Annotated in this window: 19 protein-coding genes and 1 pseudogene; 4 read left to right on the top strand and 16 right to left on the bottom strand. The window is 68.6% G+C overall.

The annotated features are described in order from the left end of the window. Positions 1–63: 63 nt before the first annotated feature. From triC to HMPREF2924_RS32195, 13 genes and pseudogenes are all read right to left on the bottom strand, one after another. Complete coding sequence (gene triC, locus HMPREF2924_RS32255; protein ID WP_003137043.1) at positions 64–3,111, bottom strand: triclosan efflux RND transporter permease subunit TriC; 3,048 nt, start codon at positions 3,109–3,111, stop codon at positions 64–66. Next, entirely contained in the window at positions 3,108–4,178 is a 1,071-nt protein-coding gene (triB, locus tag HMPREF2924_RS32250) for a triclosan efflux RND transporter adaptor protein TriB (RefSeq protein ID WP_003083872.1), read from the bottom strand. Before triB ends, triC begins: the two co-directional genes overlap by 4 nt. Next, complete coding sequence (gene triA / locus HMPREF2924_RS32245; protein ID WP_003128363.1) at positions 4,175–5,326, bottom strand: triclosan efflux RND transporter adaptor protein TriA; 1,152 nt, start codon at positions 5,324–5,326, stop codon at positions 4,175–4,177. Before triA ends, triB begins: the two co-directional genes overlap by 4 nt. Positions 5,327–5,478: 152 nt before the next feature. After that, a pseudogene (locus HMPREF2924_RS32240) lies at positions 5,479–6,319 on the bottom strand (IclR family transcriptional regulator C-terminal domain-containing protein). Positions 6,320–6,534: 215 nt separating this feature from the next. Continuing rightward, the gene (gene pcaG, locus HMPREF2924_RS32235) at positions 6,535–7,140 is read right to left on the bottom strand and encodes a protocatechuate 3,4-dioxygenase subunit alpha (RefSeq protein WP_023094473.1); all 606 of its coding nucleotides are present in this window, start codon (positions 7,138–7,140) and stop codon (positions 6,535–6,537) included. A gap of 10 nt (positions 7,141–7,150) precedes the next feature. After that, positions 7,151–7,870: a protocatechuate 3,4-dioxygenase subunit beta gene (gene pcaH, locus HMPREF2924_RS32230; protein WP_003102187.1), complete on the bottom strand. Its 720-nt coding sequence runs from the start codon at positions 7,868–7,870 to the stop codon at positions 7,151–7,153. Positions 7,871–8,004: 134 nt separating this feature from the next. Next, the gene (gene pcaQ, locus HMPREF2924_RS32225) at positions 8,005–8,922 is read right to left on the bottom strand and encodes a pca operon transcription factor PcaQ (protein WP_015502146.1); all 918 of its coding nucleotides are present in this window, start codon (positions 8,920–8,922) and stop codon (positions 8,005–8,007) included. A 287-nt stretch (positions 8,923–9,209) separates the two neighbouring features. Further along, a complete protein-coding gene (locus HMPREF2924_RS32220) occupies positions 9,210–11,597 on the bottom strand; it encodes a TonB-dependent siderophore receptor (protein WP_003128354.1) in 2,388 nt (795 codons plus the stop codon). A gap of 146 nt (positions 11,598–11,743) precedes the next feature. After that, positions 11,744–12,739, bottom strand: coding sequence for a FecR family protein (locus HMPREF2924_RS32215; RefSeq protein WP_003128353.1), 996 nt, complete (start codon positions 12,737–12,739; stop codon positions 11,744–11,746). Next, positions 12,736–13,281: an RNA polymerase sigma factor gene (locus tag HMPREF2924_RS32210; protein ID WP_003112642.1), complete on the bottom strand. Its 546-nt coding sequence runs from the start codon at positions 13,279–13,281 to the stop codon at positions 12,736–12,738. Before HMPREF2924_RS32210 ends, HMPREF2924_RS32215 begins: the two co-directional genes overlap by 4 nt. Positions 13,282–13,477: 196 nt before the next feature. Continuing rightward, positions 13,478–14,428: an adenosine deaminase gene (locus HMPREF2924_RS32205; protein ID WP_003128352.1), complete on the bottom strand. Its 951-nt coding sequence runs from the start codon at positions 14,426–14,428 to the stop codon at positions 13,478–13,480. Between the two features lie 104 nt (positions 14,429–14,532). Then, on the bottom strand, positions 14,533–15,495 hold the full coding sequence (locus tag HMPREF2924_RS32200; RefSeq protein WP_070700864.1) for an isopenicillin N synthase family dioxygenase: 963 nt from the start codon (positions 15,493–15,495) through the stop codon (positions 14,533–14,535). A gap of 72 nt (positions 15,496–15,567) precedes the next feature. Further along, positions 15,568–16,665 (bottom strand): BMP family ABC transporter substrate-binding protein, encoded by a 1,098-nt coding sequence (locus HMPREF2924_RS32195; protein WP_003123811.1) that lies wholly within the window; start codon positions 16,663–16,665, stop codon positions 15,568–15,570. 237 nt (positions 16,666–16,902) lie between these two features. Here HMPREF2924_RS32195 and HMPREF2924_RS32190 point away from each other — a divergent pair, with 237 nt between their 5' ends. The 3 genes from HMPREF2924_RS32190 (at position 16,903) to HMPREF2924_RS32180 (ending at position 19,080) form a co-directional block, all read left to right on the top strand. Then, positions 16,903–17,421 carry a nucleoside 2-deoxyribosyltransferase gene (locus HMPREF2924_RS32190; protein WP_003128350.1) on the top strand — a complete coding sequence of 173 codons (519 nt, stop codon included), beginning with the start codon at positions 16,903–16,905 and terminating at the stop codon, positions 17,419–17,421. 149 nt (positions 17,422–17,570) lie between these two features. Beyond that, on the top strand, positions 17,571–18,197 hold the full coding sequence (locus tag HMPREF2924_RS32185; RefSeq protein ID WP_003128349.1) for a nucleoside 2-deoxyribosyltransferase: 627 nt from the start codon (positions 17,571–17,573) through the stop codon (positions 18,195–18,197). A gap of 34 nt (positions 18,198–18,231) precedes the next feature. Next, complete coding sequence (locus HMPREF2924_RS32180) at positions 18,232–19,080, top strand: nucleoside-specific channel-forming Tsx family protein (protein WP_003123794.1); 849 nt, start codon at positions 18,232–18,234, stop codon at positions 19,078–19,080. A gap of 36 nt (positions 19,081–19,116) precedes the next feature. On the opposite strand, the gene HMPREF2924_RS32175 is transcribed toward HMPREF2924_RS32180, so the two are convergent. Together HMPREF2924_RS32175 and HMPREF2924_RS32170 are read right to left on the bottom strand one after the other, a co-directional pair. Continuing rightward, entirely contained in the window at positions 19,117–20,169 is a 1,053-nt protein-coding gene (locus HMPREF2924_RS32175) for a nucleoside hydrolase (RefSeq protein WP_003128348.1), read from the bottom strand. A gap of 106 nt (positions 20,170–20,275) precedes the next feature. Beyond that, the gene (locus HMPREF2924_RS32170; RefSeq protein ID WP_003083834.1) at positions 20,276–21,625 is read right to left on the bottom strand and encodes an 8-oxoguanine deaminase; all 1,350 of its coding nucleotides are present in this window, start codon (positions 21,623–21,625) and stop codon (positions 20,276–20,278) included. A 454-nt stretch (positions 21,626–22,079) separates the two neighbouring features. Here HMPREF2924_RS32170 and ppk2 point away from each other — a divergent pair, with 454 nt between their 5' ends. Beyond that, the gene (gene ppk2, locus HMPREF2924_RS32165) at positions 22,080–22,976 is read left to right on the top strand and encodes a polyphosphate kinase 2 (RefSeq protein ID WP_003128346.1); all 897 of its coding nucleotides are present in this window, start codon (positions 22,080–22,082) and stop codon (positions 22,974–22,976) included. Between the two features lie 79 nt (positions 22,977–23,055). On the opposite strand, the gene ahpF is transcribed toward ppk2, so the two are convergent. Next, a partial coding sequence (gene ahpF / locus HMPREF2924_RS32160; RefSeq protein ID WP_070700862.1) for an alkyl hydroperoxide reductase subunit F occupies positions 23,056–23,984 on the bottom strand: 929 nt, incomplete at its 5' end.

Below are 23,984 nucleotides of genomic sequence, written 5' to 3'. Positions count from 1 at the left end.
TCCGCTCTCCTTCCCCCCGCACAGACTCTGCTACGGCGGCGCCCCCTTCCCCTTCCGTCGCGCTCAGCGTCCCGGTTCCGGAATCCGGTACCAGGCGACGTACAGCGCCGGCAGGAAGATCAGCGTGAGCAGCGTGGCGGCAACGATGCCGCCGATCATCGCATAGGCCATCGGCCCCCAGAACACTTCGCGGGCGATGGGGATCATCCCCAGGCTGGCCGCCGCCGCCGTCAGCAGGATCGGCCGGGTGCGGTGGTGGGTGGCTTCCAGCACGGCTTCCCAGGGCGTCTTGCCGTCTTTCTCGAAGGCATCGATCTGGGTCACCAGGATCACCGAGTTGCGGATGATGATGCCGATCAGCGCGAGAATCCCGAGGATCGCCACGAAGCCCATCGGCGTGCCGGTCGGCAGCAACGCCGCGACCACCCCGATCAGCCCCAGCGGCGCGACGCTGGCCACCAGGAACAGCTTCTGCACGCTCTGCAACTGGATCATCAGGAAGGTCGCCATGAGGAACAGCATCAGCGGCACCACCTTGGCGATCGGGCCCTCGGCCTTGCCGCTCTCCTCCACCGTGCCGCCCACTTCGATCCGGTAGTTCGCCGGCAGGCCGTCGGCGAAGCGCTTGACCTCCGGCGCCAGCTTGGCGACCAGGTCGGTGGGCTGGATCTCGCCGCGCAGCGACGCCTTCACCGTGATCGTCGGCTTGCGGTCGCGGCGCCACACCAGCGGCTGCTCCAGCTCGTAGCTGACCTTGGCGAACGCCTTGAGCGGGATCGAGGTGCCGCTGGGCGTGACGATCTGCAGGCTCTCCAGGGTCTCCAGCGAGCCGCGCTCGCTATCCTCGGCGCGGCCGATGACGTTCACCAGGTAGATGTCGTCGCGCACCTGGGTCACCGCGCTGCCGGTCACCACGCTGTTCATGATCTGCGCCACGTCCTCGGAGGACAGCCCGAGCTGGCGCGCCTTGTCCTGGGCGATGTCGATCTTGAGCATCTTCCCGGGCTCGTTCCAGTCGTAGACGATATCGCCGATGTTCGGGTTGCCGTCGAGCACGCCGGCCAGGCCCATGGCGTACTCGCGGACCTTGTCGATCTGCGGTCCGCTGACCCGGTACTGGATCGGCCGTCCCACCGGCGGCCCCATCTCCAGCGGCTGCACGTAGGTGCTGATGCCGACGTAGTCCTTGCGCAAGCGATCGCGCAGGCGTGCGGCGACGCGCTCGCGGGCCTCCAGGTCCTTGGTGACGATCACCAGCTGGCCATAGAAGTTGTTCTGCAACTGCTGGTCCAGCGGCAGGTAGAAGCGGATCGCGCCTTCGCCGACGTAGGCGCTCCAGTGGTCGATGTCCTCGTCGTCCTTCAGCGTCGCTTCCAGGCGGTCCATCACCGCCCTGGTCTCGTGGATGCTGCTGTTTTGCGGCAGGTTGAGGTCGACCAGCAGTTCCGGACGGTCGGAAGACGGGAAGAACTGGTGCTGGACGAACTTCATCAGGAACAGCGACACGCCGAACAGCAGCGCGGTGAGGAAGATGGTCGTCCAGCGCCGGCGCATCGCCAGGTGCAGCAGGCTGTCGAAACGCTCGGCGATGCGCCCCTTCTTCTGCTCCGACTTGTGCTTGAGAGTCTTCGGCAGGATGTGCACGGCGATCACCGGGGCGAACAGCACCGCGACGATCCACGACAGCAGCAGGGCCACGGCGATCACCGCGAACAGGGTGAAGGTGTACTCGCCGGCGGAGCTGGCGTTTAGCCCGATGGGCACGAAGCCGGCCACCGTCACCAGGGTCCCGGTGAGCATCGGGAAGGCCGTCGAGGTGTAGGCGTAGGTCGCCGAGTCGTGCAGCGAGTCGCCCAGTTCGAGGCGCGTGATCATCATCTCCACGGTGATCATGGCATCGTCCACCAGCAGGCCGAGGGCGATGATCAGCGCGCCGAGGGAAACCCGCTGCATGGTGATGTCGGTGTATTCCATGAACACGAAGACCATCGCCAGCACCAGCGGGATCGAGCAGGCCACCACTAGCCCGGCGCGCAGGCCGAGGCTGACGAAGCTGACGATGAGGACGATCACCACCGCCTCGAACAGCGCCTGGGTGAAACCGCCGACCGCCTTCTTCACCACCTGGGCCTGGTTCGACACCTGGTGCACGCCGACCCCGACCGGCAGTTCGCCGGTGATCTCCTGCATGCGCGCATTGAGCGCCTCGCCGAACTCGAGGATATTGCCGCCCTCCTTCATCGCCACCGCCAGGCCGATGGCCGGCTCGCCCTTGTAGCGGAACAGCGAGGTCGGCGGGTCGACGAAATCGCGGCTGATGCTGGCCAGGTCGGACAGCCGGTAGAAACGATCGTTGACCCGCAGGTTGACCGCCTGCAGGTCCTTTTCCGAACGGAAGTTGCCGGAGGTGCGCACCGAGATGCGCTCGGGGCCGGCCTCGACCACGCCGGACGGGGTCACCGCGTTCTGCGCTTGCAGGCTCTGCACGACCTGGCGCTGGTCGAGACCGAGGGCGGCCAGCTTGCGGGTGGAGAAGTTGAGGTAGATGACCTCGTTCTGCGCACCGATCATCTGCACCTTGCCCAGGTCTTTCACCGAGCGGATGTCCAGGCGCACCTTCTCCACGTAGTCGCGCAGCTGGCGGAAGTCCAGGCCGTCGGCGGTGAAGGCGTAGACGCTGCCGAACACGTCGCCGAACTCGTCGTTGAAACCCGGTCCCTGGATGCCTTGGGGGAATTCGCCCTGGATGTCGGATATCTTCTTGCGCACCTGGTACCAGATATCCGGGATGTCGCCGGCCTTGGTGGTGTCCTTGAGGTAGACGAAGACCGTCGACTCGCCGGGTCGCGTGTAGCTCTTCACGTAATCCAGCGAGTCCAGCTCCTCGAGCTTCTTCTCGATGCGGTCGGTGACCTGCTCCAGGGTGTCGTCCACCGTGGCGCCCGGCCAGCGGGTCTGGATGACCATGGTCTTGATGGCGAACGAGGGATCCTCCTCGCGCCCCAGGTTGAGGTAGGAGAACACGCCCATCACCAGCGATACCGCCATCAGGTACCAGACCAGGGACTGGTGGCGCAGGGCCCAGTCCGACAGGTTGAAACCGCCCTTCATCGCGCATCCTCGTCGAGTTTGATCTTCTGGCCGGGCTTGAGGCTGTTGACTCCGGCGCGGACCACCCGGTCGCCGTCGGCCAGGCCCTGTCCGATCACCACCTGGCGTTCGTCGCGGCTGAGCACCTGTACCTCGCGCAGGGCCACGCTGGACTGTTTCCCATCGACGACCCAGACCTGGGTCTTGCCGTCCCGCTCCAGCAGCACGCTGGCCGGCAGCACGCTGCGCACGCTACCGGCGCTGCTCAGCTGGACCTGGATGGTCGAGCCGAGGCGGAACGCCTCCGGCGTCTGCGCCAGGCTCAGGCGCACGCGACGGGTGCGGGTCGAGGCGTCGGCCTGCGGACCCAGCTCGCGGATGCTGCCGGTGGTCCTGGCCTGCGGGTCGAGCTGGGCGCTGACCAGGAAGCGCGCGTCGGCCGGCAGGCTCTCGGCGACCTCGGTGGGCAGGTCGAAGACCGCCTCGCGCACCTCGGGCCGGGCCAGGGTGACCACCGCCTGGCCGGCGCTGACCACTTGCCCGGCCTCGGCGTGCCAGGTGGTGATGACGCCGTCGAAATCGGTCACCAGGCGCGTGTAGGAAAGCTGGTCCCTGGCCTGCTGCACCGCCGCTTTGGCCTGGTCGAAGCTGGCCTGGCTGGTCTTCAGGCGGGTCCGCGCATCGTCCAGGCGCGCCTGGGCGGTGACGCTGCGGGCGAACAGTTCTTCCTGGCGCCGGGCATTGGCCTGGGCGTCGATCAACTGCGCCTCGGCGCTGGCCAGGTCGCCCTGGCTGGCGCGCAACTGGTTCTGCTGGTCGGTGGGGTCGAGGGTTGCCAGCAGCGCGCCCTTGCCGACGAAGTCACCGACGTCGAACAGGCGCGAGGCGATCCGTCCGTTGGTGCGGAAGCCGAGCACGCTCTCGTAGCGCGCCTGGATGCTCCCGGCGAAGCGACCGAGGTCGTCGTTCTTCAGGGTCTTCACGGTCACCGTCAGCACCGGCCGCGGCGGTGCCGGCGGCGGCTCGTCGCCGCAGCCGGAGAGGAGCAGGGCGAAGCCGAACAGGCCGGCGAGGGAAAACGGCTTCATGGCTGGCCTCCGCCCACGGCGTCGCGGCTGGCGGTGCTCTGGGTCGGCTGCGGCGGCTGGGCCACCTCGACCACCTGGCCCGGATGGAGCAGTTGGCCGCCCACCGTGACCACTGTCTGGCCCGCCTCCAGGCCACCGTCGATGACCACCTTCTCGCTGGCGTAGCGTGCCACCCGCACCGGTTGCAGGCGCACCTTGCTTTCCTGATCGAGCAACCAGACCGCCGGCTGCTCGCCGTCCTTGGACAGCGCCGACCAGGGCAGCACCACGCTGTGCGCGGCCGGCGCGGCGACGCTGGCGTTGACCACGCTGCCGAGGCTCATTTCCGCCGGCACCGAGTCGAGGCCGACCTTGACCTTCAGCGTACCGCTGCGCTCGTCCACCGTCGGGGTGATCTCGCGGACCTTGCCGCTGGCGGTGACTTCCGGCTTGCCGAGCAGGCTGACGGTGATCCGCTGGCCGTCGACATCGTGGCTGAACAACGACTCGTAGACGTTGAACACCGCGTCGCGCTCGCCGTCGCGGGCCAGGGTGAAGATCGGCACGGTGGCCTGCACCACCTGGCCGACCTCGGCCTGGCGGGCGGTGATGACCCCGGCGTCGGAGGCACGCAGCTCGGTATAGGAAAGCAGGTCGCGGGCGTTGGCCAACTGCGCCTGGGCGGCCTTCAGCGAACTCTGCGCGCTGCGCACCGAGGCCAGCGCCTGGTCGTACTCGCTCTGGCTGGTGTAGCCCTTGGGCAGCAGCGCCTTCTGCCGCTGGTAGTTGAGGTCGGCGAGCTTCGACTGCGCCTGCTGCGCGGCGACCGCCGCCTGGGCGTTCTCCACGTTGCTGCGCTGGTCCTGCGGGTCGAGCCGCGCCAGCACCTGGCCAGCCGCGACGTGGTCGCCGACATCGACCAGGCGCTCGACGATCTTGCCGCCGACACGGAACGACTGGTCGGCCTGTACCCGTGCCTGGATGTCGCCGGTGATCGAGGTGGCCGAGGCGAACTCGGCCATCTTCACCGTCTGCGCCAGCACACGGACGTGTTCCTCGGCGGGCGGCTCGGCGCCGCAACCGACAAGCAGGCTGGCGCACAGGATGGCGGGCAGCGCCATCCGCGACCAGCGACCTTTGGAATGAAAAGCGCCTCTGGCGTCTGACATGCCTTCCCCTTCGCGATCCATACAGATACCGGCCGATACGGCCGGAAACTCCCAGAATTGGCAGGGATTCTAGCCGCGTCCCCAAGGATTGCGACTATCAGATGGAAGCGGGGGTTCCTTTTCCAAACTTGTGGAGGGGATCGCCTCCGGCGTCAGGTGAACAGACGCGCGCTCAGCTCGCGGCTGGCCTCCAGCAGCAACGGCAGGAAGCGACTTTCCAGTTCGGCGCGGGAGACCCGCCCGGCATGGGTGCCGACGTTCAACGCGGCGAGCACGTGGCCGGCGGAGTCGCGTACCGGCACCGCCAGCGAGCGCAGGCCGACTTCCAGCTCCTGGTCGACGATGCACCAGCCCTGGCGACGAATCTCCACCAGGCACGGCAGCAGGGTCTCGGGGGGTATACAGGGTACGGCTGGTCTTGGCCTGCATCTCCACTCCGCCGAAGTAGGCGTGCAGCGCGTCGTCGTCCAGCGCGGCGAGGAGGATGCGGCCCATCGAGGTGCAATAGGCGGGCAGCCGGCTGCCGACGTTGAGGTCCACCGAAATCAGCCGCTGGGGAGTGGCCGAACGGGCGATGTAGAGCACGTCGTCGCCCTCCAGGGTGGCCATCGAACAGGCTTCGTGGAGCTGTTCGCTGAGGCGGTCGAGGATCGGCTGCGCAGTGATCGCCAGCGGCGTCGACGACAGGTAGGCGTGACCGAGGGTGAGCACCTTCGGCAACAGCGAGTAGGTGCGCCCGTCGGTGGTGGCGTAGCCAAGCTGCATCAGCGTGTGCAGGCAGCGACGCACGGCGGCGCGGGGTATCTCGGTGCGGTGGCTGATCTGGGCGATGGTCAGGTGCCGCTTGCGCTCCTGGAACGCATGGATCACCGCCAGGCCACGGGCCAGCGAGGTCATGAAGTTGGGATCGCCGGTGAAGGCCTCGATGCGCTTGGCTGGCGAAAGGACGGTCGGCGGCGCCAGGGTGGCGGGGTGTTCCGGGAGTTCGCTCATGGACGTTCGGGCTCGGGTCACGGAAAGGCTTGCCGATTATCGGACACTCGTTCGATCATCGCAATTGACCGGAGCGCCTCCGACTGTAGTACTGTCGGGGCTACCCATCGCCCTCCGGGAGTAATGTCAGGTACCCATCGGCGGGTTCTGGGTACGCCCTTGCCGCTCCGGCAAGGGCGCCCTTCCTTCCCGCGCGTCCCGCGCGATCGATGCGCCTAGAAGTCGAAGAACACCGTCTCGTTGTCGCCCTGGATGCGGATGTCGAAACGGTAGGCGAGCTGTCCGTCCACTTCGCAGCGCCGCGCGAGCAGGGTGTCGCGACGCGGCGCCTGCTCGATCAGGTTGAGCATCGGACAGGCGGCGTTGGCCTCGGCCTCGTCATCGAAGTACAGCCGGGTCTGCAAGTGGATGTTGATGCCGCGGGCGAACAGCGAGACGTTGATGTGCGGCGCCATCGGCACGCCCTGGGCGTTACGCACCCCCCCCGGCTTGACCGTGTGCAGGGTCCACTCGCCGGCATCGAAGGTGGTGGCGGTGCGGCCGAAGCTGTTGAACGGTCGCTCCGGATCGTAGCGCTCCTGGTAGCGGCCTTCGCTGTCGGCCTGCCAGAACTCCAGGAACGAGTCGCGCACCAGGTGGCCGTTGCCGTCGTAGACGTGGCCGAGCAGGAGGATGTGCTGGCCCGGCGCGTCTTCGCGGGCCATGCGGTTCCAGATCTCCAGGTCGCGGGTCGGGTTGCCGGCGGCGGCCAGCGCCAGGCCGATGTGGACGTAGGGACCGGCGGTCTGGGAAGGGGTTTCCCGCAGCAGTTCGTGGCTCATGGTCGGCTCCTCAGGCGTTTTCGAAGAAGGTCTTGCGCTGCCCGCGCAGGACGATGTCGAAGCGGTAGGCCAGGCAATCCATCGGGTTGGCCATGCTCATGTCGAGCCGGCCGATCAGGCTCTGCGCCGCCTCCGGGTCGGCAAGGGTGCGGATGATCGGGCACTTGGGGATCAGCGGGTCGCCCTCGAAGTACATCTGGGTGACCAGCCGCGCGGCGATCGCCGGGCCGCTGACGGACACGTGGATGTGCGCCGGACGCCAGTCGTTGGGGCCGTTGCGCCAGGGATAGGGCCCGGGCTTGATGGTGCGGAAGTAATAGTGGCCCTCGCTGTCGGTGAGGGTCCGGCCGACGCCGCCGAAGTTCGGGTCGAGCGGCGCCAGGTAGCGGTCGTTCTTGTGCCGGTAGCGCCCGCCGGCGTTGGCCTGCCACATCTCCACCAGGGTGTGCGGGACCGGCTTGCCGTACTGGTCGAAGACCCGGCCGAACATGATGATGCGCTCGCCCTGGGGCAGGCCGCCGTGGTCGAAGTTGAGCAGCAGGTCGTTGTCGTGGCGGCCGAGCCTGAGGTGGGAGAAGTCCGGCCCGCTGGTTTCCGAGAGCGATTGCGGGATGCTCACCAGCGCCTGGCTCGGCGAGCGCGGCACGGAGGTCTTGTAGTCGGGGGTCAAGGCTTTGGGGTGCCAGTTTCGGTCACGGATGACGAAACGACGGCTTTCGGCGTCGTGCATGTCGGGCTCCTGTTATTCGCGTTATCGGTCGCCAGGCTTGTGGATTCAGGCATGGAAAACGAAGTCTTGCGCAGGAGGCGGGGCGGGGACAGTGAATTATCCGGCCCTATACATAACCATTTGGTTATGCTTCATCAGTGCAACTCGGCGGCCACCTCGCGCAACACCGCGCTGAACCATTGCGCCCCCAGTGGCAACGGCAAGGCCGCGTTGTGGCACAGCCCGACCGAACCGCCCGGTTCGCGGATACCCAGGTCCAGCTCGGCCAGCTCGCCATTGCCAACGTCCAGGCGCACGGCATCGCGCGGCGCCACCCAGATCGCCTCGCTGCGCAACACATAGCTGCGGCTGAGGGTCGGCGAGAGGGTTTCCAGGCGCTGTCCGGCGAGCGGGATGCCCCATTGCACGAACAGGCTGTCGGCGTGGCGGCGGATGGTGGTGCCGACCAGCGGCAGCACCAGCGGGAATTCGGCCAGCCGCTGCGGGTCGCCGAGGGGCGCGGCGAGCAAGGGGTGGCCGGGACGCACCACCAGCATCATCGACTCGCTGTACAGGTGCTCGAAGGTCAGGCCCTGGATGTCCGGGCTATCGGTCATCCGCCCGACCACCAGGTCCAGCTCGCCGACCTTCAGTTGCGCCAGCAGGTAGGCGCTGGGTCCGGTGGCGACGCTGACCACCAGGGCGCCGTGGCGCCGGTGCAGGCGCCGGATCACCTCGGGCACCACCAGGCTCTCCACCGTCGACAGCACGCCGACCCGCACCGTCTCGACCTGCGCCTCGTGGCCGCGCAGGGTGTTCACCCCGTCGCGCAGGGCCTGCACGCAGGGGCCGGCATAACGCAGGAAGGTCACCCCCGCCTCGGTCAGCTCGGCGCCGGCCTTGCTCCGTTCGAACAGCCGCGCGCCGAGGATTTCCTCCAGTTCCTTGAGGGTCTTGGAGATCGCCGGCTGCGACACCGCCACGGCATCCGCCGCCTTGGCGAAGCTGCGCTGGCGGGCGACTTCGAGGAAGCAGGCGAGGTGGCGGAACTTGATGCGGTTGTCGAGGTTCATGGGGCGGCCGTGGCGGCGAGTGGTGCGGGCATGGTACCCAACGGGCGGGTTGGGAACGAGGTGTGGCGTGCGGCGAGGTCGTGCCAGGCGGTACTCCGCCTTCCTTTCCCCAAAGGGAGAAGGCACTAGATGGCGGAACGACTCACGTGCCGGGCAATCCCTTCCCTGGGGGAAGAAGGAACCGGATGGAGCATGGTCGGGCAGCATCGCGCCGACCCTTCGCCCTTCAGGGGGGCCTCCACGTCCAGGAGGACGCCGGGGGAACCCCACCTGGAGCGGGCGCCGACTCAGAACTCCACCGTCGTCGACACCTGGAACTGCCGGGGCTCGCCCATCGCCACGTACAGTCGATTGGCACTGGACGGGTAGTAGGTGCGGTCGAACAGGTTCTTCACGTTGAGCTGGAACTTCACGCCGTGTCCGCCGAAGCGGGTGTCGTAGCTGGCGAAGGCATCGGCCACGGTGTAGGACGGCAGGTCGAAGGAATTGGCCGGGTCACCCGGGCGCTTGCCGACGTAGCGCGCGCCGCCGCCCAGGCGCAGGCGGTCGCCGCCGAAGAGCTGGCCGAGTTCGTAGACCGCCGACAGCGACGCGGTGTTGCGCGCCACGTTCTGCAGGCGCTTGCCCTCCAGGGTCGGGTCCTCGGTGACTTCCGCGGCGAGCCAGGCGTAGCTGCCGATCAGGCTCCAGCGTTCGCTGAGCTGGCCGGTGAGGTCCAGCTCCAGGCCGCGCGAGCGGACCCGGCCGGCGGCGCGCACGCTGCTGTTGCCGGCACCGTCCAGTTCGTTGACCAGCACGTTCTTCTTGCGGATGTCGAACAGCGCCAGGGTGCCGCTGAGACGCCCCGGCACATCCAGCTTGGCGCCCAGCTCCCAGGAGGTCGCCTGCTCCGGCAGGATCGCCGAATCGATGGTCTCGCCGGTGCTCAGCGGGGCGATGGTCGAGTTCGGCTTGAACGAGCGCGTGTAGCTGCCGTACAGCGAAACCTCGTCGCTCAGGCGGTAGACCAGGCCGCCGCGCGGCACCCATTTCTGCCCGTTGATATCGGTGTTGGCGTTGAACGGCCGGCCGCGCCCGGCGAGCTGGTCGTAGATCTGGTAGCGCGCGCCGCCGACCAGGATCCAGCGTTCGTCCAGGTGGATCGAGTCCTGGAAGTACAGCGAGTCGCTGCGCAGCTTGTCGGTCTGGTCGCTGTCGCCGGCGACCACCCGGGTCGACGGCACCACCTGGCCATAGACCGGGTCGAGGTAGTCGAAGCGACTGGTCTTGCTGTCGCGCAGCAGGTCGGCGCGGAAGATCTTGCGCTTCTCGTGGTCCATGCCGAATTGCAGGTCATGTTGCATCCCGGCCAGTTGCAGCGTTCCGCTCAGGCCGAGGGTGGCGAAGCTGTCGCTGCTGACCGCGCCGTGGGTGCCGTCCATGCGCCGGGTCAGGGTGCCGTCGGCGTTCACGGCCATCACCCGGGCCTGGTTGTCGTCGTAGGTCTCGCGACTGTAGCCGTAGCCGAAGTGGGCCTTCCAGGTGTCGTCGAGCTGCCGTTCGAGATCCAGGCGGGTCAGCTCGGAACGGCCCTCGGTGATGTTGAAGGGCTCGTCCAGGCGCCGGCTGCGCGGGATGTCCAGCGGGCGGTTGGTACGCGGGTCGATGGCCGTGCCACGGTCGAACGGCGTGGTGAACTCACGGTGCTCGTAGCTCAGGTTGACCGTCGTGTCCTCGCCGTACCAGGCCAGCGAGGGCGCCACCAGCGTCTCGCGGCTCTTGCCGAAGTCGCGCCAGTAATCCTCGTCCTCATGATCGAGGATCATCCGGTAGGCCAGTCCGCTGTCGCCCAGCGGGCCGGTGGAGTCGAGCTGGCCGCCGCTGCCGTTGCGCCCGTGGGCGTAGGCCGAGCCACGCAGGGTCAGGGCGTTGGCTTGTTGCAGTTGCGGCTTCTTGCTCACCACGTTGACCACCCCGCCCGGGTCCTGGATGCCATAGAGCAGGGATGCAGGCCCCTTCAGCACCTCGACGTGGTCGGCGGTGGCGGTGAAATTGCGGCCCTGCACCGAGGGCATGCCGTCACGCATGATCGAGCCGTCGCGGTTGTCGCCGAAGCCGCGCTTCATCACCGCGTCCTGGGTACCGCCAAGGGTGTTGGCCTGGGTGATGCCGCTGATGTTGCCCAGCGCGTCGTCAAGGTTGCGCGGGCGCTGGTCCTGCAGCGCCTGTGCCGGGACCACGCTGATCGCCTGGGGGATATCCAGTAGCGGCGCATCGCCGCGGCTGATCGAGGCGTTGGCCGCCGGCCGGTAGCCCTGCGCCGGGGCGGCGGCGGAGACCGTCGTGGCATCGAGGTCGAGCGCGCCGCTGGCGGGGATCGGTTCCAGGGTCAGGGTGCGCTCGTCGATCCGCCGCGCGCGCAGGCCGCTGCCCTGCAGCAGGCGTTGCAGCGCCTCCTCCGCGTCCAGCGAACCGTGCAATGCCGGGGCGGTCGCCTGCGGCGGCAGCTCGGCGGTGTAGAGCAGCGTCTGCCCGCTGGCCCGGCTGAACGCGTTGAGCGCCTGGGCCAGCGGCGCGGCAGCCTGGCTGAAGCGGTAGCGAACCGCCTCGGCGGCCTGCGCGGTGGCGGCGAGACAGCCGAGGCTGAGGAACAGGGCGGGGAGAGTACGCAGGGCGAAGCGCGGGAAGGGGGTCATGGGTTGCTCGTGTCGGTCGCTTTTCTAATGCGAATCAATCGCGGTCATGAGCACTACACGAAGCGGCGCCGGATTTACCTCACCCCGCAGCGCAAAAAAATTCTTCGCCGGGAAAAATTCCTGCGCCAAACGGAGCGGGGCCGCCGTCAGCGAATCACCACCAGGCGTCCGAACAGGATCTGCTGGCGATAGCCGAGCACCGCCTGCAGCGACTTCAGCGCGGCTTCGGGATCGTCGCTGCGGAAGCTGCCGCTGACCGGCTGGCGGCCGAGCGCGTCGTCGAGCAGGAGAATGCGTCCGGGGTAGTAGCGAGCGAGTTCGTCGAGCACTTCCGCCAGCGGCCGCCGGTAGAAGCTCAGCCAGCCCTGGCGCCAGGCCAGCGCGGCGGCGGCGTCGATGGCCACGGGCCGGCCCAGCCTGCCGTCGGCGAAGCCGACCTGCTGGCCGGCGCCCAGCACTTCCTCGGCGGCGCCCGCGCCCGTGCCGGCGCTCACCGCGACCCGCCCTTGCAGCACGGTGACGCGGGTCTCCCCGGCGCCGCGACGGACCTCGAACTCGGTGCCCAGTACCCGCGCCCGGCCTTCGCCGGCCTCGACCACGAATGGCAGCGTGTCGCGCTTCACCCGCAACGCGGCGGCGCCGCGCAGCAGTTCGACCCGCCGCTGGCCGCCGTCGATACGCACGCGCACCGCGCTGCCGGCGTCCAGGCTCAGGTAGGAGCCATCGGCCAGCTTCCATTCGGCGACCTGTCCCGGCGCGGCGACATAGTCGGCACGCCAGTCCTGCAGCCAGTCGCCGGGCTGCCACCAGCCGCCCAGCCAGAGCATCGCCAGCAGGCAGGCGACGCTGGCCAGCGGGTAGGCCCAGCGCCGCGGGTTGCGCGACGCTCGGCGCGGCCGCAGGTAGGCTTCCAGGGCATCGGCCTCTTCGATGGCCAGGCGGCTCGCCGGTATTTCCGTCAGGCGCCAGAGCGCCTCGGCGCGAGCATAGGCCTCGGCATGCGCCGGCCGCTGCGCCAGCCAGTCCTCGAAGGCCCGCCGGGTCGCCGCATCCGGCGTACCGCGCAGGCGCACCAGCCAGGCCTGGGCGGTCTGCTCGAGGACGGGATCGTAGGGCGCGGCGTCGCTATCGGTTCGGGTCATGGCTGGGCGCTCCTTGCCTGCTCGCCGGCCGGGCCGGCCAGGCTCGCCTTGCAGGCGTCGAGGGCGCGCATCATATGTTTTTCCACGGCGCTTTGGGAAAGCTGCATGGCCTGGGCGATCTCCGCGTAGGTGCGACCGTGGATGCGATTGAGCAGGAAAATCCGCCGGGTCCGCTCGGGCAGGCCGCGCAAGGCGGCCTCGACCCGGCGCCACTGGTCGCCGGCCTCGAGCGCCTGCTCGGGACCGACCGGCTCGCCCTGGCGCTGCTCCGGCAGCCAGTCGTCCAGTTGCCGCTGCCGCGATCCTTCGCCACGCAAGTGGTCGATGGCCAGGTTGCGCGCGCTGCGCAGGAGGTAGCTGCCAAGCTCCTCCACCGGGGCGGCCGGGCGCCGCCAGAAGCGCAGGAACAGTTCCTGGACCAGGTCGGCGGCGGTCGCCCGGCAGCCGACCCAGCGGCTGACCAGGCTTTCCATGCGCTGGCGCTGGGCCAGGAAGGCCTTGAGCAGATCCGCGCGGCGCGCCGCCTCGCCGTCTGCCGGCAAGGCATCCGGGCGCGGGCCGGAGGGTAGGTCGCGGTCGGGCATCGGTGAGGGACGGCTGCACGAAAGCCGGCGCCGGGGCGGCGCCATGGGAATGCTGAGCAGCCCGCAAATGATAATGCTTATCATCAATACCGAGAAGCCGGCGACGACGAAACGCCTTGCGGGTCGCGCGCCGGGTTGCCCGGCGCGCCGCCCCTCACTTCACCAGGCGCGCATCCAGGCTGTTCTGCGCCAGGCGCCTGGCCTGCTCCTCGGTCATTCCCAGGCTCTGCTGCAAGGCATGGAAGTTCTCGGTGACATAGCCGCCGAAGTAGGCCGGGTCATCGGAGTTCACCGTCACCTTCACGCCGCGTTCGAGCATGTCGAGGATGGTGTGCTGGCTCATGTCGTCGAACACGCAGAGCTTGGTGTTGGACAGCGGGCAGACGGTCAGCGGGATCTGTTCGTCGATCAGCCGCCGCATCAGCCGCTCGTCCTCGAAGGCGCGCACGCCGTGGTCGATGCGCTCGACCTTGAGCAGGTCGAGGGCTTCCCAGATGTACTCGGGCGGCCCCTCTTCGCCGGCATGGGCGACGGTGAGGAAGCCTTCGCTGCGGGCGCGGTCGAAGACCCGCTGGAACTTGCTCGGCGGATGCCCGACTTCCGAGCTGTCGAGGCCGACGGCGATGAAGGCGTCGCGGAACGGCAGCGCGTGGTCGAGGGTTTTCTGCGCCTGTTCCTCGCTGAGGTGGCGGAGGAAGCTGAGGATCAGCCCATGGCGGATGCCCAGCAGCTTCTCGCCGTCCTGCAGCGCGGCGCGGATGCCGGCGAGCACCACCTCGAAGGGAATGCCGCGATCGGTGTGGGTCTGCGGGTCGAAGAACGGCTCGACGTGGACGACGTTCTGCGCCTTGCACTTCTGCAGGTAGGCCCAGGTCAGGTCGTAGAAGTCCTGCTCGGTGCGCAGCACGTCGGCGCCGGCGTAGTAGAGGTCGAGGAATTCCTGCAGGTTGTTGAAGGCGTAGGCCTTGCGCAGGGTCTCGACGTCGTTCCAGGGCAGGGCGATGCGGTTGCGCTCGGCGAGGGCGAACAGCAGCTCCGGCTCCAGGGTACCTTCCAGGTGCAGGTGCAGTTCGGCCTTGGGCAAGGCGTTGAGCCATTCGTACATGGGGTGGGTTCTCGATCAGGCTGGTCTTTGCCGGCAAGTTTAACCTGTCCCGGGAGTCAGGCCCGAGGGAAACCCGCGAGCCGCTCCCGCGCGCGACGGGCGGCTCAGGCCGTTTCGCCGCGCCGATAGGCATAGGTCTGCGCGAAGCGCGAGGTCAGCCACTCGCCACAGGTGGTCGGCGGATACTTCGGCGGGTTGTCCGCGTCGAAGCAGCCCGGCAGGCAGCGGATCTCGGTGTCCATGTGCGGTTCGGCGAAGAACGGCATGGAGTAGCGATGCACCCCGCGCGGGCTGATCACCCGGTGCGGGGTCGAGCGGTAACGGTCGTTGCTCCAGCGCGCCATCATGTCGCCGATGTTGACCACGAAGGTGCCGTCGATGGGCGGCGCGTCGATCCATTCGCCCTGGCGGTTCTGCACTTGCAGGCCACCGGCGGCGTCCTGGTAGAGCAGGGTCACGCAGCCGTAGTCGGTGTGCGCGCCGGCGCCGGGCTGGTCGGCGCTCTGCCGGGCGGCGGCCGGCGGATAGTGGATCAGGCGGAATACGCTGACCGGCTGCTCGAAGCGGCGGTCGAAGAAGTCCTCCTCGATCCCCAGGGCGATGGCCAGGGCACGCAGCACGGTACGGGCCAGCGCCAGCATGTCGGCATAGTGTCCTTCCAGCAGGGCCTCCCAACCGGGCAGGTCGGGGTGTCGGTTGGGCCCGTAGAAGGACTTGCCGGCGCGCACGTCGGGATGCTCCGCCGGCAGGTGCAGGGCCATGTCGAAGGTCTCCTTGAAGTCGCTGGGCAACGCCGGGTCGAGCTGCTCGGTGGCGATCGCGCCATAGCCGCGATGGTTGCGGCTACGGGTGATATCGATCTTCAGCTTCTCTTCGACGGGCAGCGCGAAGAACTCCCGCGCCGCCGCCAACAGGGCTTCGAAGCGCGCGGTCGGCAACGGGTGTCCGGCGATGTAGAAGAAGCCCCACTCGCGGCAGGCCTGGTCGATCCGCCGCGCCACGTCGTTCCAGGCGCCACGGTCGGCGCCGTAGAGCGGGGCGATGTCGATGATGGGTAGACGGTCCAATCGCGCTCTCCTCGATGGGCCCTGTACGGAAAGTGCCTGCGCTCGGCGACTTTTTCCATACAAGGCCAGGGCTCACTTCGGCAGGTCGGCCTTGATGCCTTCCACGTAATAGTTCATCGACGCCAGGTCGGCATTGGTCGCGCTGACGCCGGCGGCGAAACGCTCCTTGCCGGACTGGTCGCGGATCGGCCCGGTGAAGGGGTGGAAGGCTCCGCTGCGGATCGACTCGATCAGCCTGCCCGCCTCTTCCCGCACCGGCGCCGGCAGCACCTCCTGGTTCAGCGGCAGGACCACCGTACTCTCGGCCAGGCCGCCCCAGAAGTCCTCGGATTTCCAGGTGCCGTCCATCACCGCCTGGGCCGAGCGGATATAGTGCGGGCCCCAGTCGTTGACGATCGAGGTGAGCACGGTCTTCGGACCGAAGTGCTGCATGTCCGAGGCGTAGCCCACGGCGTACACCCCGCGACGCTCGGCGGCCTGGATCGGCGCCGGGCTATCGGTGTGCTGGAACACCACGTCGACGCCCTGGTCGATCAGCGCGTTGGCCGCGTCGGCCTCCTTGCCCGGATCGAACCAGGTGCTCACCCACATCACCTTGAGTTCGGCCTGCGGGTCGTATTTGTCCAGCGCCAGCTGGATCGCGTTGATGTCGCGGATCACCTCGGGAATCGGAAACGAGGCGATGTAGCCGATCTTGTGGCTGCGGGTCATCTTCGCCGCGAGGAAGCCGCCGACGTAGCGTCCCTCGTAGGAGCGCGACAGGTAGGTGCCGAGGTTCCTGTCGCGCTTGTAGCCGGTGGCGTGCTCGAAGGTCACCTTGGGAAACTGTCGGGCCACCTTGGCGGTGGGGTTCATGTAGCCGAAGGAGGTGGTGAAGACCAGGCCGTAGCCGTCTTTCGCCAGGTTGCGGATGACCCGCTCGGCGTCGGCGCCCTCGGCGACGTTCTCGACGAAGCTGGTCTTCACCTTATCGCCGAAGTGCTCCACCAGTTCGCGGCGGCCCAGCTCGTGCTGGTAGGTCCAGCCGTGGTCGCCGACCGGGCCGACATAGACGAAGCCGATCTTCAGCGGTTCGGCGGCCTCGGCGGCGAGAGCGCAGGCGCCGAGGCCGAGGACGGCGGCAAGGCGGCGCAGGACGGACATGTGGGATTGCGTGCGACGGTGTTTCATGGATGGGCGTGCTCCGGTGAGTGCAGGGTTGGCCATCGGGCGTGGCTTCGCGTTCAGCCCGCCCGCCGATGCAATTACCTGACCACCCGGACAACTCCGCTCAAGCCCGCGCTTCTGCGTGCCGCGCCATGCCGGCGCGGCTGCAGGACGGTGCAGCGCGCCATCGCTTGGTGCATGCCGGCGCCGCCACGATGGCCTACCATGGGCGCTGGCTTTCCGTAACAAGGCACGCACGCGATGACCGCGATCTACCTGGCCGGGCCGGACGTCTTCCGCCCCGACGCCGAGGCCCACGGCGAAATGCTCAAGGCGCTCTGCGCCGAGTTCGGTTTCCTCGGCCTCTACCCGCTCGACCACGCCCTGCCCGCCGACATCCGCGAGCCGGCCGCACAGGCCGCCTGGATCTACCGCGCCAATGTCGGCCTGATCGAGCGCGCCGACTGCGTGCTGGCCAACCTCGAACCGTTCCGCGGCAGCGAGCCGGACAGCGGCACCGCCTTCGAAGTGGGCTACGCCCTGGCCCTGGGCAAGCCGGTATATGCCTACCTCAGCGATGCCGGCGCCTACGCCGAGCGCCTCGCCCGGCTGGCCCCGGAATGGCTCGGCGAGCGCCCCGGCGAGGACCGCGACGGTTGGCAACTGGAGGGTTTCGGCCTGCCATTGAACCTGATGCTGGCGGTGCCTTCGCGGCTGGTCGCCGGCGGTCCGCGCGAGGCCCTGCGACGCCTCGCCGAGGAACTCGGCGGGAACGCCTGAAGCGCCCGCGCCGAGCGCCGGAAGAAGCTCGCGAGCCGCCGCCTATCTGCTGACAGGTAGGCGCCGCCTGGCATGTCGCTTGCTGCCCATAATCCCCGGACAACAACGGCCCCCGCGCGGGGCGTCCGGCATCCTGGGGGGAGCATCCGATGAGCCGATCCAACGGTTCCAGCAGCCGTCGTACCTTCTTGCGCCTGGCGGCCCTGCTGCTGCCCGCCGGCGCCCTGCTCGGCAGCCTGCCGGGCGTACGCGCCGCGGCCAGACCGCGGAAACTCTATCTGGCCGGTCCCGACGTGTTCCGCGCCGACGCCGTCGCCCACGGCGAAGCGCTCAAGGCACTGTGCGCACGCTACGGCTTCGAAGGCCTCTACCCGCTGGACAACGCGCTGCCGAAACAGCTCGCCGAGCCGCGCGAACAGGCGGCCTGGATCTACCGCGCCAACATCGGCCTGATCGAACGCGCCGACGCGGTGCTGGCCAACCTGAACTTCTTCCGCGGCGCCGAGCCGGACAGCGGCACCGCCTTCGAGGTCGGCTACGCCACCGCTCTCGGCAAGCCGGTCTATGGCTACGTCGACGACGCCGGCAGCTACGCCGAGCGGATCCGCCGGCACGCCCCGGAGCTGGTCGGCGAGGATCCGACCGGCGACCGCGACGGCATGGCCCTGGAAGAGTTCGGCCTGCCGCTCAACCTGATGCTGGCGGTGCCCGGCAGGATCGTCGTCGGCGACGCCGAGCAGGCTCTCCGGCAACTCGCCGGGCAATCCCGCGGCTGAGTCCGACCCGTCCCACTCCAGGCAAGGACTTCCCATGCGCAAAGCCCTGCTGTGCTGTGCCGCCCCGCTGTGCGCGGCCGCCGCCTTCGGCGCCGAAAACAACGACGAGAACGCCGCCCGCGAAGGGCTCTGGAACAACCTGCACGTCTACCGCGCGTTCAACCAGCGCGGCGGCCCCTACCTGACCGACGACAGCTACCTGGAATGGGAGTTCGGCGGCCGCAAGGGGGTGCTCGACCTGTACGGCTACATCGACTACAAGAACCTCTTCGACGACGCCAGCTCGGACGTACCCGACGGCGAGAACTGGTTCGTCGACATCGAGCCGCGTCTCTCCATCGACCGCCTGCTCGGCCGCGACTTCTCCATCGGCCCGATCCGCGAATGGTTCGTCGCCTTCGACTACTACTACGCCGACGCGCGCCAGGGACCGGGGCTGAACGTGCTGTGGTCGGGCATCGGCACCAACACCGAGCTGCCCTGGCTGGGTACGGTGGGGCTCAATCTCTACGCGCGCTACATCGACAAGAACTACAGCGCGTCCAACGAGAACGCCTGGGACGGCTACGTCGCCCACATGAACTGGTTCAAGCCGCTGGCGCAGTTCGGCGGCAAGCGCTTCATCGCCTTCCAGGGCTTCTTCGACTACGAGTTCGGCTCGAAGCTGCCCGACAAGGACGATGCCTTCGAGCGCGAATACCGTACCGATAACGGCTTCCAGGCCTACCTCGGGCTCTGGTATCACACCGAACACTGGAAGTTCGGCTACGGCGCCAAGGTCTACCGCAACATGACCCAGTGGCGCGACGGCGAGCAACTGGACGGACACCGCACCGACTCCAGCGGGATCGGCCACTACTTCAACGTCGGCTACGCGTTCTGAGCGCGGCGCCCACGCCGGGCGCCGCGGGAAGCCCGCTCAGGGCAGGCGGGCGATACGCTCGGTGAGCAGGTCGAAGAACCCCTGGGCATCGCCCTCGTTGATCCACTCGACGTTGGCCGGCTGCTTGAGGCCGCCGTACCAGTCGGCCACGGTCTGGCCGAAGGTGATGCCCTCGCGGCTGTCGACCTGCACGTTGATCCGCTTGCCCTTGAACAGCGAGGGCTTGAGCAGGTAGGCGACCACCGTGGCGTCGTGCACCGGGCCGCCCTCCAGGCCGTAGTACTTGATGTCGTACTGGACGTAGGCGTCGAGGATGTCGGCGACGGTCTTGCCGGCTCGGTTGCCGAGGTTGCGCAGCTTGGCGATGCGCTCGGGGCTGGTGAGGATCTTGTGGGTCACGTCGAGCGGCAGCATGGTGATCGGCGCCCCGCTCTTGAGCACGATTTCCGCCGCGTGGGGGTCGGCGAAGATATTGAATTCGGCGGCCGGGGTGATGTTGCCGCCGTTGAAGTGGGCGCCGCCCATGATCACGATCTCGCGGATGCCCTTGACGATGTCCGGGGCCTGGGTCAGGGCCAGCGCGAGGTTGGTCTCCGGGCCGAGCATGGCCAGGGTCACGCTCTTCTCCGGCGCCGCGCGCAAGGTGCGGATCAGGTAGTCCACCGCGTTACCTTCGGCCAGCGGCTGCTTCGGCTCATGCACCTCGACGCCGGTGATGCCTTCGCTGCCGTGTACGTCGGCGGCGTAGATCGGCGTGCGCAGCAGCGGCCGCGGGGCGCCGGCGTAGACCGGGATATCCGGGCGCTTGCCCCACTCGCGGGCCAGCCGGGCGTTGCGCGCGGTCTTTTCCAACGGCACGTTGCCGGCGACGGTGGTCAGCGCCTGGATCTTCAGCTCCTTCGGCGAGGCCATGGCGAACAGCAGGGCGATCACGTCGTCGGCGCCCGGGTCGGTGTCGATGATCAGGGTCCGCGGCGATTGCGCCGCCGCCGTTTCGGCAGCGGACAGAGGAAGGCTGGCGGGCATCAGCAGGGAGAGTCCTAGCAGAAGGCTGCAAAAGCGATTGCGGGGGCGGGCGGCGCGGGACATGGTCGGCTCCTGGTGGGGGATGCCGAAGTCTAGCCGGTTGCAGGCCAGGCGCCGACCTATGCGAACCGACAGAGGAAGCCTGGCGCCTCCTCCGTCGGCGCCCGCCTCACCCGGCGATCAGGGCGCTCGCCGCCTCGCGGTGGCGGGCTATCAGGGCGGCCAGGTCGAGCCCTTCCACGGCACCGTCGACCACTCGCCAGGCGCCGCCGACCATTACCCGGTCGGCGCGGTCGGCAGCGCACAGCAGCAGCGCCGAGAGCGGGTCGTGGCTCCCCGAGAAGCGCAGCTCGTCGAGCTTGAACAAGGCCAGGTCGGCCTGCTTGCCGGGGGCCAGCTCGCCGATGTCGCTGCGTCCGAGCAGGCGTGCCGAGCCACGGGTGGCCCAGCCCAGGGCGAGTTCCGGGGTGATCCGCTCGGCGCCGTAGCGCAGGCGTTGCAGGTACAGGGCCTGGCGCGCCTCGAGGATCATGTTCGAGGCGTCGTTGGAAGCCGAGCCATCGACCCCCAGGCCGATCGGCGCGCCGGCCGCCTCCAGCTCCACGGTCGGGCAGATGCCCGAGGCCAGGCGCATGTTCGAACTCGGGCAGTGGCAGATACCGGTGCCGGCCTCGCCGAGACGACGGATCTCCTCGGCATTGAAGTGGATGCCGTGGGCCAGCCAGGTGCGCGGGCCGAGCCAGCCGACGCTGTCCAGGTAGTCCACGGTGCGCAGGCCGAAGCGCTGCAGGCAGAAGTCTTCCTCGTCGAGGGTCTCCGCCAGGTGGGTGTGCAGGCGTACGTCGTGGCGCGCCGCCAGTTCGGCGCTGGCGCGCATGATCTCCGGAGTCACCGAGAACGGCGAGCAGGGCGCCAGGGCGATCTGCACCCGGGCGCCTTCGCCGCGCTGGTGGTAGCGAGCGATCAGTCGCTCGCTGTCGGCGAGGATGGTCTCGGCCTCCTGCACCGTCTGCTGCGGCGGCAAGCCGCCGTCCTTCTCGCCGAGGCTCATCGAGCCGCGGGTGAGCATGGCGCGCATGCCCAGTTCCTCGACCACCCCGGCCTGCACGTCGATGGCCTGTTCGAGGCCGCCGGGGAACAGGTAGTGGTGGTCGGCGGCAGTGGTGCAGCCGGACAGCAGCAGCTCGGCCAGCGCCACCTTGGTGGCCAGTTCGAGCTTCTCCGGGGTCAGCCGCGCCCAGACCGGGTAGAGGGTCTTCAGCCAGGGGAACAGCGGCTGGTTGACCACCGGCGCCCAGGCGCGGGTAAGGGTCTGGTAGAAGTGGTGATGGGTGTTGATGAGTCCCGGCAAGACCACGTGCCGGCTGGCGTCGAACTGGCTGGCGCAGGGCTGCGCGGGCTGTTGGCCGGCGCCGAGCAGCTCGACGATGCGGCCGTCTTCGACGACCAGGCCGCCGGCGGCGTCGAGACCGTTGGCGGTGAAGATGGCGAGGGGGTTGCGAATCCAGGTGCGGGACATGTGCGGACCTTCGTCGGATCGGCGGGCCGGCGCGAACGCTGCCGGCCCTCGGTTGATGAGAGCCAGCTCAGTGTTCACCCTGTCTGCTGATCCAGGTCCGCGGGGCGACGGGACGCCGCGCGCGTGGCGATATCCTACAAGGGATTGTCGGAGAGGTGTAAGGCTTTCCTCCCGGCGGCAGCCGGGCGCGGTTTGATGGGGGTCAACGGACGACCTCCGGCAGGGGCATAGAGTGGGGGACTGCATAGCTGAAAACGTAGAACGGAAGGAGCCCCGCATGAGCGAAGAACCCACTGTCACTCCCCCCTCCCCCGAGCAACCCGCCGCGCAGCCGGCCAAGCCGGCCCGGCCAGCCGCCCGCCGCGCCCCACGCAAGCCGGCGACCCGCCGCCCGCGGGTGGCCAGCCCGGCGCAGAAAGCCCGCGAGGAGATCCAGGCGATCAGCCAGAAGCCGGTGGCCCTGCAGGTCGCCAGCGCGCCCCACGGCAGCAGCGAGGACAGCACCTCGGCGAGCCTGCCGGCGAACTATCCCTATCACACGCGGATGCGCCGTAACGAGTACGAGAAAGCCAAGCACGACCTGCAGATCGAACTGCTCAAGGTGCAGAGCTGGGTGAAGGAGACCGGCCAGCGCGTGGTGGTCCTGTTCGAAGGCCGCGACGCCGCCGGCAAGGGCGGTACCATCAAGCGCTTCATGGAGCACCTGAACCCGCGCGGCGCGCGGATCGTAGCCCTGGAGAAACCCTCCTCCCAGGAGCAGGGCCAGTGGTATTTCCAGCGCTACATCCAGCACCTGCCCACCGCCGGCGAGATGGTCTTCTTCGACCGCTCCTGGTACAACCGCGCCGGCGTCGAGCGGGTCATGGGCTTCTGTTCGCCACTGCAATACCTGGAGTTCATGCGCCAGGCCCCCGAGCTGGAGCGCATGCTGAGCAACAGCGGCATCCTGCTGTTCAAGTACTGGTTCTCGGTGAGCCGCGAGGAGCAACTGCGGCGCTTCATCTCGCGCCGCGACGATCCGCTCAAGCACTGGAAGCTGTCGCCCATCGACATCAAGTCTCTGGACAAATGGGACGACTACACCGCCGCCAAGCAGGCGATGTTCTTCCATACCGACACCGCCGACGCGCCATGGACGGTCATCAAGTCCGACGACAAGAAGCGCGCGCGACTCAACTGCATCCGCCACTTCCTGCACTCGCTGGACTACCCGGACAAGGACCGGCGCATCGCCCATGAGCCCGACCCGTTGCTGGTGGGGCCGGCCTCGCGGGTGATCGAGGAGGACGAGAAGGTCTACGCCGAGGCGGCCGCCGCGCCGGGCCACGCGAACCTGGATATCCCGGCCTGAGGCGGGCGGTCGCGCCAACGAAAACGCCCGGGGCGCTTTCGCGCTCCGGGCGTCCCTGGTTCGACGGTCGCTGGCCGGGTCACTCCGGCGCGGAGGTCCGGATCAGGTGGTCGAAGGCGCTCAGCGAAGCCTTGGCGCCCTCGCCCACGGCGATCACGATCTGCTTGTACGGCACCGTGGTCACGTCGCCGGCGGCGAAGATGCCGGGCAGCGAGGTCTCGCCACGGGCGTCGACGATGATCTCGCCACGCGGCGACAGCTCGACGCTGCCCTTGAGCCACTCGGTGTTGGGCAGCAGGCCGATCTGCACGAAGATGCCTTCCAGCTCGATCGACTTGAACTCCTCGGAGTTGCGGTCCTTGTACACCAGGCCGGTGACCTTCTGGCCGTCGCCCTTCACTTCGCTGGTCAGGGCACTGGTGATCACCTCGACGTTCGGCAGGCTGTAGAGCTTGCGTTGCAGCACGGCATCGGCGCGCAACTTGCTGTCGAATTCCAGCAGGGTCACATGGGCGACGATGCCGGCCAGGTCGATGGCCGCCTCGACGCCAGAGTTGCCGCCGCCGATCACCGCCACGCGCTTGCCCTTGAACAGCGGGCCGTCGCAGTGCGGGCAGAAGCACACGCCCTTGGCCTTGTATTCCTGCTCGCCGGGCACGCCCATTTCGCGCCAGCGAGCGCCGGTGGCGAGGATCAGGGTCTTGGCCTTGAGGCTGCCGCCGCTCTCGAACCGCACTTCGTGCAGCTCGCCGGAGTTCTTCGCCGGAACCAGCTTGCTGGCGCGCTGCAGGTTCATGATGTCGACCTCGTAGTGACGCACATGCTCTTCAAGCGCCCGCGCCAGCTTCGGCCCTTCGGTCTCCTGCACCGAGATGAAGTTCTCGATGGCCATGGTGTCCAGCACCTGACCGCCGAAGCGCTCGGCGGCGACGCCGGTGCGAATGCCCTTGCGCGCGGCGTAGATCGCCGCCGCGGCGCCGGCCGGGCCGCCGCCGACCACCAGCACGT

This window comes from Pseudomonas sp. HMSC063H08, assembly GCF_001813645.1.
Taxonomy (GTDB): Bacteria; Pseudomonadota; Gammaproteobacteria; order Pseudomonadales; family Pseudomonadaceae; genus Pseudomonas; species Pseudomonas aeruginosa.
The sequence above is the reverse complement of the archived record's forward strand: the minus strand, read 5'-3'. Positions and strand labels throughout refer to the sequence as shown.

Bases quoted from the DNA above. Each gene is read 5' to 3' on its own strand.
- HMPREF2924_RS32195 (WP_003123811.1), bottom strand. From the start codon at position 16,665: ATGAAACACCGTCGCACGCAATCCCACATGTCCGTCCTGCGCCGCCTT.
- HMPREF2924_RS32180 (WP_003123794.1), top strand. From the start codon at position 18,232: ATGCGCAAAGCCCTGCTGTGCTGTGCCGCCCCGCTGTGCGCGGCCGCC.
- HMPREF2924_RS32205 (WP_003128352.1), bottom strand. From the start codon at position 14,428: ATGTACGAATGGCTCAACGCCTTGCCCAAGGCCGAACTGCACCTGCAC.
- triA (WP_003128363.1), bottom strand. From the start codon at position 5,326: ATGTCAGACGCCAGAGGCGCTTTTCATTCCAAAGGTCGCTGGTCGCGG.
- HMPREF2924_RS32190 (WP_003128350.1), top strand. From the start codon at position 16,903: ATGACCGCGATCTACCTGGCCGGGCCGGACGTCTTCCGCCCCGACGCC.
- pcaG (WP_023094473.1), bottom strand. From the start codon at position 7,140: ATGAGCCACGAACTGCTGCGGGAAACCCCTTCCCAGACCGCCGGTCCC.
- triB (WP_003083872.1), bottom strand. From the start codon at position 4,178: ATGAAGCCGTTTTCCCTCGCCGGCCTGTTCGGCTTCGCCCTGCTCCTC.
- HMPREF2924_RS32175 (WP_003128348.1), bottom strand. From the start codon at position 20,169: ATGTCCCGCGCCGCCCGCCCCCGCAATCGCTTTTGCAGCCTTCTGCTA.
- HMPREF2924_RS32220 (WP_003128354.1), bottom strand. From the start codon at position 11,597: ATGACCCCCTTCCCGCGCTTCGCCCTGCGTACTCTCCCCGCCCTGTTC.
- triC (WP_003137043.1), bottom strand. From the start codon at position 3,111: ATGAAGGGCGGTTTCAACCTGTCGGACTGGGCCCTGCGCCACCAGTCC.
- HMPREF2924_RS32185 (WP_003128349.1), top strand. From the start codon at position 17,571: ATGAGCCGATCCAACGGTTCCAGCAGCCGTCGTACCTTCTTGCGCCTG.
- pcaH (WP_003102187.1), bottom strand. From the start codon at position 7,870: ATGCACGACGCCGAAAGCCGTCGTTTCGTCATCCGTGACCGAAACTGG.
- pcaQ (WP_015502146.1), bottom strand. From the start codon at position 8,922: ATGAACCTCGACAACCGCATCAAGTTCCGCCACCTCGCCTGCTTCCTC.
- HMPREF2924_RS32215 (WP_003128353.1), bottom strand. From the start codon at position 12,739: ATGACCCGAACCGATAGCGACGCCGCGCCCTACGATCCCGTCCTCGAG.
- HMPREF2924_RS32170 (WP_003083834.1), bottom strand. From the start codon at position 21,625: ATGTCCCGCACCTGGATTCGCAACCCCCTCGCCATCTTCACCGCCAAC.